This window comes from Paraburkholderia sp. EG287B, from assembly GCF_040965595.1.
Taxonomy (GTDB): domain Bacteria; phylum Pseudomonadota; class Gammaproteobacteria; order Burkholderiales; family Burkholderiaceae; genus Paraburkholderia.
Genome location: NZ_JBFRCG010000010.1, coordinates 146,286 through 159,965, shown reverse-complemented (window position 1 = coordinate 159,965; position 13,680 = coordinate 146,286). Strand labels below are relative to the sequence as shown.

At 61.8% G+C, this 13,680-nt stretch carries 7 protein-coding genes; all 7 read right to left on the bottom strand.

Annotation, left to right across the window (positions count from 1 at the left end; all coding sequences use genetic code 11):
- Window positions 1–150: 150 nt before the first annotated feature.
- The 7 genes from AB4Y40_RS19640 to AB4Y40_RS19610 all read right to left on the bottom strand — a co-directional run bounded on the left by AB4Y40_RS19640 (window position 151) and on the right by AB4Y40_RS19610 (window position 13,596).
- Window positions 151–921 (bottom strand): hypothetical protein, encoded by a 771-nt coding sequence (locus AB4Y40_RS19640; protein WP_368689190.1) that lies wholly within the window; start codon window positions 919–921, stop codon window positions 151–153.
- A gap of 403 nt (window positions 922–1,324) precedes the next feature.
- On the bottom strand, window positions 1,325–1,597 hold the full coding sequence (locus AB4Y40_RS19635) for a hypothetical protein (protein WP_368689189.1): 273 nt from the start codon (window positions 1,595–1,597) through the stop codon (window positions 1,325–1,327).
- Window positions 1,594–2,787 carry a hemolysin gene (locus AB4Y40_RS19630; RefSeq protein ID WP_368689188.1) on the bottom strand — a complete coding sequence of 398 codons (1,194 nt, stop codon included), beginning with the start codon at window positions 2,785–2,787 and terminating at the stop codon, window positions 1,594–1,596. Before AB4Y40_RS19630 ends, AB4Y40_RS19635 begins: the two co-directional genes overlap by 4 nt.
- Before the next feature lie 33 nt (window positions 2,788–2,820).
- Window positions 2,821–3,081, bottom strand: a complete 261-nt coding sequence (locus AB4Y40_RS19625; protein WP_324141184.1) for a hypothetical protein — start codon at window positions 3,079–3,081, stop codon at window positions 2,821–2,823.
- Window positions 3,078–3,869 (bottom strand): hypothetical protein, encoded by a 792-nt coding sequence (locus AB4Y40_RS19620; protein ID WP_368689187.1) that lies wholly within the window; start codon window positions 3,867–3,869, stop codon window positions 3,078–3,080. Before AB4Y40_RS19620 ends, AB4Y40_RS19625 begins: the two co-directional genes overlap by 4 nt.
- Window positions 3,870–4,040: 171 nt before the next feature.
- On the bottom strand, window positions 4,041–4,277 hold the full coding sequence (locus AB4Y40_RS19615) for a hypothetical protein (protein ID WP_368689186.1): 237 nt from the start codon (window positions 4,275–4,277) through the stop codon (window positions 4,041–4,043).
- A 259-nt stretch (window positions 4,278–4,536) separates the two neighbouring features.
- Window positions 4,537–13,596 carry a hemagglutinin repeat-containing protein gene (locus AB4Y40_RS19610; RefSeq protein ID WP_368689185.1) on the bottom strand — a complete coding sequence of 3,020 codons (9,060 nt, stop codon included), beginning with the start codon at window positions 13,594–13,596 and terminating at the stop codon, window positions 4,537–4,539.
- Between the last annotated feature and the right edge of the window lie 84 nt (window positions 13,597–13,680).

Sequence of the window (13,680 nt, the reverse complement as noted above, 5' to 3'; positions counted from 1 at the left end):
GAAAGGCCGGGTTTGTTGGTTTAGCTAAATAAGATGTTCTTCACCACCACGTACACGATGAAGCCCATCATCGCCGTAAAGATGATCAGGAATGCAATTCGACTGCGGCGCGATCGGGTAGAAGACGAGAACGGGAAACTAGGCATCACATCACCATTTCATCCGGGTTTGTCCTTGGTCAACGGAATACCCTCCGCTGACAGTTCCAATATTAGTGGTTTTGCCGAGATTCACCCCGGCACCGATGCCGATTGCAGTGGCAGTTCCGTTACCAGGCGAATACATCAAACCACCACCAACAAAGTCGTATGCTCCCGTCAAACCTCCGGCGTAACCACCTGCAAAGTTATTTGCCTGTCCGGGCCTCACGGTTGAAGAGTTGAGCCAGACAGCAGAAATTCCAACGCCAGCATTAACCGGATTAGGAACATTCAAGTTCAGGCCGCCGCCAAAGTACGCATTCCCATCCCGCGTGAACGTCCCCCACGCGCTGCCAACAAAGTAGTCCACCTGGAAATTCACCATGTCCGGCGCGCGGACCAATCCAAGGTTGGAGCCGGTTGTTGTCGCCTGATACGACAGGCCGCTGCCCTGCGCGCCCTTCACAATATACGCCTGCAAATCCGGATCGCCCGGGCCAAGGCTTTGCGCCCATACCTGCTGGCCAGCCTGGTTCACGCCATACGGTTGCCAGTTGGTCCCGTCCTGCGGCTGCGCACCCGTCGCCACCCGCACACCGCCCGATTCCGTCTGGCCGTTCACCGTCAGGTTCATCATCGCCATCTGGTTTTCCACGTCCTGCTCGGTGTACTTGCCACCGCTTTCGTCGGCCAGCTTCTTCGCTAGCGTCTTTTCCTGCGCCTTGCCGTCCTCATGCAACTGCCGGTTGTACAGGTCTGCGGATCGGGTCCAGACGTTCACACCTTCTGATCACTCCGCGCCCGTTCCATACCGAGATCGCGCCGGCGACAGAAAGACCGCAGGTCAAAACTGGATAGAGGTTGGGTTGCGCTACTATAGCCAGTGCGCCGACGCCTATGTTGAGCAGGAATACGCCCAACGCAATGCGCCACACCAGAGGCGTGCATCGATTCAGACACCTCGCCAGCAGCATGTAGCCCACCGCAAAGCAAGCACGTTGACGGCCGCATTTGTAGTCGCCGACAGGCGCTGCATTGTCGATGCCTGCGGAGCGATGCGAGCGGAACCGCCCCGGTGACAGTCATCACCGTGGACACCACCTGATGAATCGCAAATAGGTAGAGCGCAACTTGGGCGACGGCAAAGCTATCCTCGATCGCGACTCTATCAAATTCTGTTTCATTCATTCTCGCCACTCCTGTCTGTCGTCCTTAGCCGTGTAGCTGTCGCGCGCCTTTTTGTAGCTATTGTCGAAGGGCTTGATACCCGCCTTGCTGGCTAAATGACACGCGCCGCCGACACCGCCCAATAATGTGCCGATTGACACGCATATCCAAAGCAAGGGATTAGCTAGGTCTTTGATGAAAAAGGCGCTTCCCCATATCAGCGCCAATCCGAGCACTATGCACAGGTCGCGAAGTGGTTGGGCTAGGTTCCCTTCTTGCAATAGTTTCATTTGCTAGTCACCCCCTTTAGGTATTCGCCGACTTCGTTGATTACTGGACCTAGCATGGGATACCGATCTCCCAGGATGCTGGTCGGCACGCCAATAATGATGTCATCCTTGAACATGGCAGCCGGGTCCGGTCTGATTATTTGAGCAACGGCATCGGCTGCCAAGCCAACCATCCCCGACCCGGCTGCCAACGAAGCTGCGGCGGGTTGGTGCACGCCGGGAACTGCAGCTGCAGCACCGGCTGCTGCGCCGATACGCCCCGCATTCGTCGAAATCATCGACGCCCCGTCCGCCGTTGTACTGCGTACGAAGTTCATATCCGACTGATCGAACTTCGTAAAAGGTCCCGAGATGTTCCACGAACCCGTCCCGGTCAGTCGGTCATAGGTGAACTGGCTCGGCACATCGCCCCGCGATGTCGAGTTGTAGTTCGCCAGAATGTAGGCCTGTAATTCAGGATCGGCTTGTGCGGTGATCTGCGTCAGGATTGGCTTGCCGTCGGCAGTCGTTCCAGCCGAAATCCATCGCGCTCCCGAATCGCTCGGGGCCTGTCCGATCAGTGTGTCGGGTGCCCCTGACTCATGATTTCCATCAGTGGAAACTCCCATGATGCGTATCTGTTCCTCGACCTGAGCCTGGGTGTACAGGCCATCACTCCTGTCGGCAAGCTGTTTGGCGAGCGTCTTTTCTTCAGGGTGAAGTTGTCGATTGTAAAGATCCACGGTCGAGTTGCCAAACGCACCCGCGCCACCTACTGCCGCACCCGCGCCCGTCGCGACCACGTTCGCCACGATGTTGCCAAGCGCGGCGTTCATGTTCGCATCGCCGGTCAGGTTCGACGCCGCAATCGAATCACTGAGCTTGTTCAACTCGCCCCCCAGCTTCGAGCCAATACCCGTGCCTGCTGCACCCGCGACAGCACTGCCCACTCCGCCGCCCAGGCCTGTTACGACCGCCGCGCCCGCCGCCTGCATCTCCGCACGCTTATTGCCTCCTTCAGCCCAAGCGGGGTCACCCGTCGCCCTGGCCTGCGCGTCCGCGTAGTCCCCGTTCACGCTCACGCTCACGCTCACGCTCATGATGCGCATCTGGTCCTCGATCTGCGCCTGCGTGTATTTCCCGTCGCTGCCGTCGGCAAGTTTCTTCGCAAGCTGACGTTCGTCCGTGTTAATGCTCGTGCCACTGTGCAACTGCCTGTTGTACAGATCAGCAGTTTTGTGCTGCTACAACATCGCAACAAGGTATGAACGCCCAAAAGTGAATGCGGCTGCCAAGCCGATGCTCACTAGCGCACCAACCACGCCAAAGGCACTCGGTTCGTTATAGGAAAACCATGCAAACAGCAGCGGCGCCATCGTCATCGTTGACTTCAGCCAATATGAAAACTTCGCTCTAAACGAATCCTCCAGCCTTCTACCGAAGAGAAGAAAGGTAACCAGCAGAACCGCAAGAGCAATTACGAACGCACCGATTTCCATGTTCATTTTTTCGTCTCCCCAAGCTGATCCCAAGTGTTTCTAATCCCCCACCACGGGTTGGTGAATGGATCAAACATAGGGTCAACCGGTTGAGCCAACCCGGTCGAACTTCCCAGCGGAACACCTATTTGCTTTCCGGCAGCAATCGTCCCCGGTTTCGTCACGAAGAGAACGCTTGATTGCATTAGCGAACTGGTCCCGCCTGCCCATGTGCTCAAGGCTTGACCGTAGATGCCCCCCAGAGCTCCACCATAGAGTCCACCGATGGTTTCGGCCGTGGTCAAGGGCTTCCCAGACAAATAGCTCAACCCAAGCGTTGTCGCCAACCCAGAAGCCGCTGCTTTACAAGCAACCGGCCCTGCAACCAGACAGGCAACTCCCGTGGTGGCGAGCTTTCCGGCGCGCTCGTACACCAAATTCTTCTGCCGGAGTTCCGCATCAGTTAGGCCACTTCCAAGCTGAATTTGCCCAACGTCAAATGCACCCTGGTTCTGCGTAATGTACTGACTGTTGTAATCGTGGTTCGCGTAGTTCGGATCCTTCTTGTAGCCATCGCAGTTCAAGTTCTGGCAACCCACGATGCTGCGGATTTCCCAGTCGTGCTTGCCGCCCGAAGCTTCCGCCGTCTGCTTATCGGAATTTCGCAGGATTTCCGCTATGATTCGGCCTTCCGCTTCCTGAACACTGATCCCCAGCTTATCGGCAACGAGCTTCGCATTCTTCTTCGCTAGCGCGTATTCATCAGGGTGGAGTTGTCTGTTGTAAAGGTCAGGTGATCGGGTCCGGACTTTCATACCTTCTGATCAGTCCGCGCCCGTTCCATATCGATATCGCGCCGGCGACAGAAAGGCCACAAGTCAAGACTGGATAGGGGTTGGGTTGAGCGGCAATCGCTAGTGCAGCGACACCTGTGTTGAGCAGGAATATGCCCAACGCAATACGCCACACCAGTGGTGTACAGCGGTTCAGACACCGCGCCAGCGGACATAACCCACCGCAAAGCAAAGAAGGTTGTCGGCCGTATTTGTCGTCGCCGACAGGCGCTGCATTGTCGAGGTTTGCGCAGCGATGCCGAGCGGAACCGCCCCGGTGGCAGTCATCAACGCGGGTACCACCTGCAGAATCGCAAACAGGTAGAGCGCAATCTGGGCGACGGCAAAGTTATCCTCGATCGCGACCCTGCCAAGTTCTGGTTCATTCATTCTCGCTATTCCTGTTTGTCGTCCTTGGCCTTGTAGCTGTCGCGCGCCTTTTTGTAGCTGTTGTCGAAGGGCTTAATGTGTAGCATTCGGGCCCTACTACATAGGCCACCAACCGCCATAAGAACGAATCCAAATAGCGCCAAGAAAGCGCTCCAGATTGAGGGAGGTGCGCATTTGAACGTTACGTATGAAATCCCAATGCCAACCGCGATTAGCATGGTACATGCCCAACCGGATAAATTACCGTCGTCTATAATTTTCACTTTTTCACCGGCTCAGTAACGAAGCTATTCCACGATGCATTTACGAAATCCTGAATTTTTTGGGAAAAAGTGCTGGTATTGAATGCGTTTGCGGCTTCATTGATTACGGGACTCGCGAGCGGATATCTCGAAGAGAAACGATCGGAAATCATGGCGCTGCCACTATTCGTCCAGTATTGCCCCACATCAGGACGGATGGCTTGACTAACCGCGTCTGCACCAATTCCGACAACTGTACCTACATAGGCAGCCGCCTCAAATATAGGTGAATATGGGGAGGGCACTGCGGCTGCAGCGGCGGTCGCCGCGCTAAACCGTCCCGCATTGGTTGAAACCATCGCAGAGGCATCTGCCGTCGTATTACGCATGAAGTTGACATCTGACTGATCGAACTTCGTTAGCGGCCCCGTGATATTGATCGACCCGGTGGCGGACATTTGCGGATATTGAACCACGCTCGGCACCTCGCCCGGTGAAGCTGAGTTGTAGTTAGCGCGGATATATTCCTGCAATCGCGGATCCGCCTGCGCGGTCATCTGTGTCACGATCGGCTTGCCGTCCGCTGTCGTGCCGCCAGAGATCCATTTTGCACCTGGGTCCGTTGGAATTTGTCCGATCAACGTATCGGGCGCGCCCGACTGGCACTTACCATTCGTGCACATGTCCATGATGCGCAACTGGTCTTCAATTTGCGCCTGCGTATATTCCCCGCCACTCTTGTCGGCCAGTTGCTTCGCAAGCGTGCGCTCGTCCTTGTAGGGGTCGCGGTCTACGTGCAACTGCCGGTTGTACAGGTCCACGGTCGAACTGCCAAACGCACCCGCGCCACCTACTGCCGCACCCGCGCCCGTCGCGACCACGTTCGCCACGATGTTGCCAAGCGCGGCGTTCATGTTCGCATCGCCGGTCAGGTTCGACGCCGCAATCGAATCACTGAGCTTGTTCAACTCGCCCCCAATCTTCGAGCCAATACCCGCGCCTGCTGCACCCGCGACAGCACTGCCCACTCCGCCGCCCAGGCCCGCTACGACCGCCGCGCCCGCCGCCTGCATCTCCGCACGCTTGTTGCCGCCTTCGGCCCATGCGGGGTCACCCGTCGCCCTGGCCTGCGCGTCCGCGTAGTCCCCGATGCGCTGCGCCACCGCCTGCCCTGCGGCCTGTGCGGCGTTCATTCGGTCGCCCTGCTCGTTCAGCAGGGCGCTCACGTCAGGCAGCTTCGACACAGTACCGTTCGTGTTCGTCGTGTCCCGGGAGAGATTTGCCACGTCCTGCCTCTGGTTTGCCCCGTCCGTCACAGTGATCGCACCTGCACTCACGGCGCTGCGCGTGGTCGCATCCGCCGATCCGCTGTCGCTCTGCGGCAGCATCGGCGCCACGCCGCCCTTGTTCGACCCCAAGCCGGGGCCTACCGCCTTGCCCGTATTTGCAACACCCACGCCCGCACTGACGCCGTTGCTCGTCGCATCGTAGTGCGAGTGGTTCTGCACATCGCTGTATGTGAGCGTCCCGGTGCTCAGGCTGTTCTTCTCCGCATCCGCCGCGCTGGAAATCACCGCACCCTTCAGGTCCGTGTTCCCCCTCACGCTGATATCGAAGCCACCACTAACCGCATTGATCCCCGCCTGCTCCTTCACGCCCGCATAGTTCGAATCTGCATGGCCGTTCTGCGCGCTGAAGCTCGCACTGCCACCGCCCTGGCTGATCGTGAAGCCACCGCCCGCGCTGCTCTGGTGCGCGGCGCTGTTCGTCACGTCCTGCACGCTTGCAATGTTCAGGTTGCCGCCCACCTCCGCGATCACCTTGCCACCGTTGACCTGCGAGCCGGTGATGTTCGTGTCGCTGCCCGAGATCACCGTCACGCTGTTCGCGCCGTTCACGTGCGAGGCATTCTGGATCGCCGCGTCGCTGTTCGCGTCTCCGTGCGCGTTCGCCATCGCAGCCGACACACCAAAGCCGCCGGCCAGCGTGTACTGCACGCCAACGCTCGCGCTACTGGAACTGTTCGAGCTGCGCGTCGAATCGGTGTTCGTGGTGTTGACCACGTCCACCTGGTTCTTCGCGGCCAGCAGCACGTCGTTCGCGCTCACGTTCGATCCGGCAATCGTGACGTTGCCGCTGCCGGGTGTACCGTCGCCCGTTGCGACGAACGCCGCCGCAGCGCCCGCCGCCACGTTCGAGCCGCGCTGCGTCGTCATGTCCTCCGACGACTGGCTTTGACTCTTGCTCGAACCGATGCTCACCTTGATGCCGATATCGGGCTTCCCACCATCGGCAAGGGCCTTCACTCCCGCGCCTGCCATTGCCGCATCGCTCCCCGCTGCAATCGCATGCAGCGCCGCCGCACGATCATTGCCGCTGTCCGCAGAATGGCTGACGGCGCGACCTTCCGAATACGCATTGTTGATCGCATCGCCCACCGAACCGGCGAGGCCAATCGTCACGCCGCTGCTGCTGGTCTTTTGCGTCTGCGCCTGGTGCGCGGTATCGGTGGCCGAATCGATGATGATGTTCGAGGCCATGCCCGTGACGTTGCCACCCGCCAGCAAGTCACTACCCGTCACATGCAGCGTATTGCCCGCCTGGATCGCCAGATTGCCGTTGATCGATCCCACCGTGCTCGCGTTGTTCGTGACGCTCGACTCCTGATCAGTCGTTGCGAGCTTGCTGGTGCCGACCGTCACCGTCAGGCCGCTCGTGCCCAGGCCCGTGCGCTTCTCCGCATAACTGCCCGAGGACTGCATGGTGTCCTGCGACGTGCCGATGTTCACGTCATGCGCGGCAGCGAGCGCCACATCGTTCGTCCCGACAACCGTGCTGCCGTTCACATTGATATCGTGGCCGCCCGAGATCGACACGATATCCGCCGAAATCGTGCTGCCCTGCGAGCGCGTGACGGCCGTATCGCGCGAACTCGCCACCTCCTTGCCGCTGACCACGTTGCTGTGGCTGTGCTGCTCCTGCGAGCTATCGACGTGCGTTTCGGTCGCCGCGCCGATATTGACATCGCCCGTTGCTGCAAGTGCCAGCGTACCCTTGTCGAGGTTGACCGAGCTGCCGTTGATGTCGATGTTCTTGCCCGACACCACCGCGAGTGAATCCCCCGCATTGAGCGTGGTCGCCGTCAACGCATCGTGCGATCTGTGCGACGACTCCGAGTAACTGCCGTGACCGTCGCTGCCGGAACTATTGCTGTCGATGGTCGAGGTTGCCTTCGCCGCATCGAGCGTGACGTCGCCCTTCGCCGCGATGGTGCCCCCGCCGCCCAGGTTGAGGTTCGCGCCGCTCGCCGTCAGGTCGCCGCCCACGCCAATCACCGAGACGCCGCCCACGTTCACGGTGCTGCCCGTCACGCTGTTGATGTTCGTGTCCGACACGCCATTCGCGCGCTCGACCACCTTGTGTTCGCCCGTCTGCACCGTGCCAATATCGTAGTTGCCGCCCACTGCCATGCCGAGGTTGCCGCCGATATTGAGGTTGGCCCCGTGCTGCTCGAAGTTGCCTCCTGTGATGATCGCCGCATCGCCCGCCACGTTCAGGCTCGCAACTGGCCCCAACGTCGTGTTCACGCGCGTGGCGCCTGTGGCGCTCACCTGGTTGAGCGTTTTCGTGGCCGTGTCGAGGATCACGTTGCCGCCCGCGTTGAGCACAAGACTCCCGGCGTTCACCTTCGCAGAGGTCAGATCGACGTTGTCTGCTGTGGCCAGCGCCATGAGGCCGCCGCTAGTGAGCGCGCCGAACGCGTTGTTGATCGACTGGCCGTCGATCTGCATCGAGTTCGCCGCCTGCACCGTGCCGCTGTTCGTGAAGGTCTGCGCGTTCTTGAGGTCGATATCGGTCGCCGCGATGAGCGGCCCGTCCATGTTCTGCTGGCTCGCCTTCGCGAGATAGACCACGGGCACGAGCACGGATTGTCCGTCCACAACCTGCGTCTGCATGATGATGACGTTGCTCGTGAGTTGCGCCACCTGCTCGGGCGAAAGGCTCATGCCGAGCGGCAGGTCCAGCGACTTCGAAAGCGACGCGCCCGCCGCAAGCATCGCTTCGTACATCGACTGGAGATCGGTATAGGGCCCAAGGACGGCCTTGCCGGTGAGCGACGTGATCTGGTTGCGCACGAGTTGCTGCTCGTAGAAGCCATCGCCCAGGCGCTTTTCGGTCGTCTGCGGATTCAGGCCAAGCTGTTGCAGGTAATAGTCGCTCGAGATGAACGCTTTCTGGCTCGTGAACGCTGGGTTCGTCTCGATCAGGTAGCTCACACCGGGCGTGCTCACCGGCCTGAAGAGACCGCCCTGGGGGATCGTGAGGTTTTGCAGCACGTTCTGTGCGGTCGCGCTCGCGATGACCGGATCGACCCTGCTCCCGCCGCCCTTGACCGAGGCCGTGCCGCCCTTCGTGCCGCCGGCATTGCCGCTCACCGCGCCGATATCCGCACCGGTCAGCGACTGGCCAGCGGCAAGCCCGAGTGAGGGAATGCCCGCGTTGCCTGCCGTGTTGTCGATGCGGATGCCCGCCCCGGAGAGCGTGCCGCCCGCAACAAAGCTCGACTCGTAGGCCGGCAGCGCGTAGTTGCGGATGTCTGCGGGTGCGGCCTGCGTATAGCCGCCCGGATGGTTGGTGACGAACCCGGCATCACCGAACGGCAACTGCCAGTTGTGCTCGCTGTTGTCGTAGTTGTCGTAGTGATACTGGCCCGAGTACGTAACCTGCACGCCGGGTGCGGCCTGAACCCGCCAGCTATTCTGGTCGAGCGAGACAGGCGCAGCGATGTTGGCGACTGCCGCGACCGCGCTCCAGTAGCTCTGGAACAGGCCCACCGACGAGGCATCAAGAGTGCCACCAGCAATGATCTGCGCCTGCGGGCTGATGCCGGCAATCAGGTTCGCCACCGCGACGCCCGTATAGGTCGTGTACTGGTACGTGCTGTTCCACTGCCCGCCATGCGGCGGGTCGGTCGGCACACCGCCGATCATCGTCGGATCGCCCTTTGAACCCAGGACCTGCGGATTACCCGGCCCGCACGCGGCCATATAGGTCGCGACGCACCCGGACAGGCTGATGCCAAGCTGTTCCAGCAGCGCGGGATCGACAGGCTGATTAAGGCCGGTCGTCGTCATCACGCGCCGCGTGTTCGTCACCTGGTCGGCGTGCAGCTCCATGTCGCCCGCCGATTCGACCAGCGCCGACTGATTGCGGATCAGCGCCGCGTTGGTGTAGTGCCCGCTCGCATCCTTGCCGCCCGCCAGCACGACCTTGCCAAGCCCGTAGATCGCGGTCGTCGCCTGTGAATCGGTCGCCGTGGTGTCGTCGCGGTTCTCGATATCGTTCGCAAGCAGTTCCAGCGTACCGTTGCTGTCCGTCGCACCGATGAGCGCGGTCGGCCCTACGTTGGTCACGCTGCGGTTCGCATTCAGCGACACGCTGCCGCCCACCATGGCGCCCGTGTTCTGCAGTGTGCCCGAGCGCGTGGTGAGCGTGCCGCCCGCCATCATGGTGCCGCTATTGAAGATATCGCCCGCGTTGACGCCGAGGTTGTTGGCCGCCTCCACCAGCGCGGCATTGCTGAACGTCCCCGGCAGCGTGAAGGCGAGGTCGTGACCGGCGTTGAACTGCATATCGGACGTGGGCGCGAAATCGCCCTGCATGCTGATCGTCACGTCATTGGCTGCGCTGTACGCGCCGCCGCCCGTGAGCGTCGATGCCCTCACCACGAGGTCGTGGGTCGCGCCGATCTGGCCGCTGGTGTTGTCGATCGCGCCCGTAGTCGTGACCGTGACATCTCCGGTCAGGCCCGCGACGTTGCCGATTGCGCCGCTGGTGTTGTTCAGGTTATCGCCTGTCACCGTGACGTTCGCGCCGCTCACCTGAGCGCCCTGGGTGTTCAGGATCGACGACGCTGTGACGTCGAGATTGCCGTTGCCCGTGACCTGGCCACCCGCATTCAGGAGTTCGCTGCCGCCCTGAACCGTCGTGTCGCCCCTGCCGAGGTTGCCGATGACGCCGCGCGTGTTGTCAGTGGACGCAGCCCGGACGGCGAGCGTGCTGACGTCGCCTACCGCCCCGCTGCCGGACTGGATCTGGCCGTTCACGTTCGTCAGCGCGCCACCGCTGTCGATGGAAGCGGACGCGAGCGAGCGCACTACACCTTGAGTGTTGTTCAGCACGCCCGCGATGGCGGCCGAGAGATAGCCCTGCGCGGCAAATACGCCCGACGTGTTGTCGACGCTCCCCGCGTTCGCGACGAGTTCGCCCGCCGTGATGATCCTGCCGCCCACGTTTGAGAGCGCACCCGCGCCGTTGCCCGGTGCAATCGTGAACGTGCCCGTGCCGGCGTGGAGGATCGAGCCTCCGTTGTTGTTGAGCGCCCAGGGCGTGAGCGAGAAGTCGGTGCTGCTGGTTTGCAGCGTACCGCCCGACGAGTTGTCGAATGTCCCGCTGATGTGCAGGCCCATCGGCACCGCGTCGTATTGCGTGATCGTGCCGCCGTGGTTCAGCAGATCGGTGGCGGAGAGCGCGAGCCGGTTCGCCTCGATATCGCCTCCGCTGTTGTCCAGCGTGTCGGCGGTCGAGATCGTGAGGTTTGGCGCGACGACCTTGCCGCCGCTGTTCGTCATCGAACCGGTGCGGATCGTCCCGTTGGCGCCCGCGCCAAGCTGGCCGCCATCGTTCGCGAGCGTGGCGCTTGTGACGCTCAGATCCGTGTTCGACAGTAGCTTGCCGCCGGTGTTATCCAGCGCGCCGCTGACCGTCGCCGCGACGCCGCGCTGTCCGCTGACCGAACCCGCCGTATTGTTGAGCGAGCCCGCCTGGGCCACGACATTCCCATTGCTGGTAATCGCGCCGCCGGCGTTCGATACCGCACCCGCGCCGTTGCCCGCGCTGACCGTCAGCGTGCCCGTACCAGCGTGCGCAATCGCGCCTGCTCCGTTATCAATCGATGCTCCCGTTACGCGCAGGTTCGTGGCGTTCGATGCGATCCGCCCGCCGTTCGAATTGTCCAGCCTGCCGCCCGCGCTCACCGTCTGCGCGCTGCTGCCCGTCTGCGTGATCACGCCGCCTTCGTTGTTGAGGTCTCCAGGCGTCGAGACCGCTACGGTATCCGCATCGATGTTGCCCTTCGCGTTGTCGATGGACGCACCCGTAGCCGTCACGGTCGTACCCGAGAGCGTGCCGCCTGCGTTGGATAGCGACCCGGTCGCGGTAGCCGTCAACGCATCGCCCGCGCTCGCCGAGCCGCTATTGTTCAGGTTCCATGCGTTCAGGATGGCGTTATGCAGCGCGCGGACCTGCCCCGCATTCCCGAAGGTGTAGGCGCTGATCCGCACGTTGCCATTGCCGCCGATCACGCCACCCACGCTGTTCAGCAGCGTGCCAGTCACACCGAGGTTCAGGCCGTCGCCGTTCAGTGAGGTAATGCGGCCTGCCGTGTTGTCCAGAGACGTGCCGGACAGCGAAAAACCCATCGCGCTCTGCATCGTGCCTTGGCCGTTGGCGACGGCCCCACCGCTGCGCACCTGCATCGCGCCCTGCGAAACGAACACACCGGCCTGGTTCGACACGTCACCTGCCGCCGTCGCGTTGAGCGGCCCCTGCGCCGAGACATTGCCGCCCTGGTTCGAGAGCCTGCCCGCGTTGAGCGTCACGGCACCGCCCGTCATCGCGCCGTGGTCGTTGACCATCGCGCCCGATGCCTGCGCGTTCACTGCGCCTTGGGCGCTCGTCGTCGCGCCCGAGAGATTCAGGTCGCCTGCGTTCGCCGTGAGCGACAGGTTGCCGTTCGCCGCCGTTTCGCTGCCTGCGAGATTGACCGACACGCCCGAAAGCGACGCATCGCCGCCCGCGACGTTATGGCCCGTGGCTGAAAGCGCGCCCGACGAATCAACATTCAGATTCGCCATCTGCGTCACCGCGCCATCGCCGTTCACGCCCGCGGCGAGCGAACCGGTCGAATTCACCGTCGCCGCACCCGCATCGAGTGCGCCCTGCGCCGCGAGTGTGCCGCTGTTCGTGAGATCGCCTGCGGTAATCGCCGCAAGCGAGCCCTGCGCGTAAGTGGTGCCGGTGTTCGTAATACCGGTATTCGAGTTCAGGGCGACGTTGCCGCTTGCGGTCGTCCTGCCCGTGAGCAGGACGCGGCCATCCGAACGCAGCGTAAAGTCGCCCGCCTGGGCGGCGATTACGCCCGCGTTCGACACGCCCACGCCGTGCTCGTTGGACCCCAGATAGATCTTGCCCGCGTACATACCGCCCAGCTGGCTGACGTCAATCGAGACCGGCGCAGGAACGCCATTGCCCGCGATCGGCGTCGCCGCGAGCGTATCGTGATTGACGTTGTTCGCGCCGGCGATGACGTTCAGGCTGTTGGCATAGACCGCCGCATTGATTTGCACGGCTCTTGCCAGTAAATCCACCTGATCGACATTCGACGCGTTAAAGCCCGCGCCCTGGACGGCGATATTGCCGCCCGTGACGTTGTAGCCCGTGAGCGCGCCGTTTGCGTCGAGTTGCGGGACACCGGTCGTCAGAACGGCACGGTTCGTATTGATGAAGCTGCCACCGTTGACGGAAATCCCCGATGGATTGGCCAGCACGACCGTGGCCCGCCGACCTGCAACTTCGAGTGGGCCATTGAACTGCGAAGGGTTGGCACTGTTGACCTGGTTGACGATGATCCGCGACGACTGGCCCGCAACATAGTTCGGATTGCCATTGATCTGCCCCGCCAGCTGCGTATTCGCGATCGTCGGCGAATTGTTGAGAATCGCGCCGCGCTGCTGGACGTCGAACTGCGAGTAGCTGTTCATCGACACGCCAGCGCCCGAAGGGCGGTTGACGTTCATCTGCGGCAGGCCATTGGGCGTGTCGATGACGCCGGGCGCATGGGCACCCGATGGAACGATCTGGGCGTGCGCGAGCAGCGGTGCCCCGCCCAGCAGCAACACGGCCGCCGCCACAGCGGCCTCGCCGCGCCCCCGTTTGCCACATGCCGTTGCGCACTCTTCGACTGCGACGAGCATGTTGTGCGCACGGCTAAACACCAGCCTGTAAATCTTGTTCATCGTCGCCCGACACTTTCATTTGATCAGGCGATTCTGGTCAGGCGGCTATCTCAAAACACGTCAAAAATTGTCAAAACGGCGATG

Coding starts and splice junctions, on each gene's coding strand:
- AB4Y40_RS19635 (WP_368689189.1), bottom strand. CDS start 1,597: ATGAAACTATTGCAAGAAGGGAACCTAGCCCAACCACTTCGCGACCTG.
- AB4Y40_RS19625 (WP_324141184.1), bottom strand. CDS start 3,081: ATGAACATGGAAATCGGTGCGTTCGTAATTGCTCTTGCGGTTCTGCTG.
- AB4Y40_RS19620 (WP_368689187.1), bottom strand. CDS start 3,869: ATGAAAGTCCGGACCCGATCACCTGACCTTTACAACAGACAACTCCAC.
- AB4Y40_RS19615 (WP_368689186.1), bottom strand. CDS start 4,277: ATGAATGAACCAGAACTTGGCAGGGTCGCGATCGAGGATAACTTTGCC.
- AB4Y40_RS19610 (WP_368689185.1), bottom strand. CDS start 13,596: ATGAACAAGATTTACAGGCTGGTGTTTAGCCGTGCGCACAACATGCTC.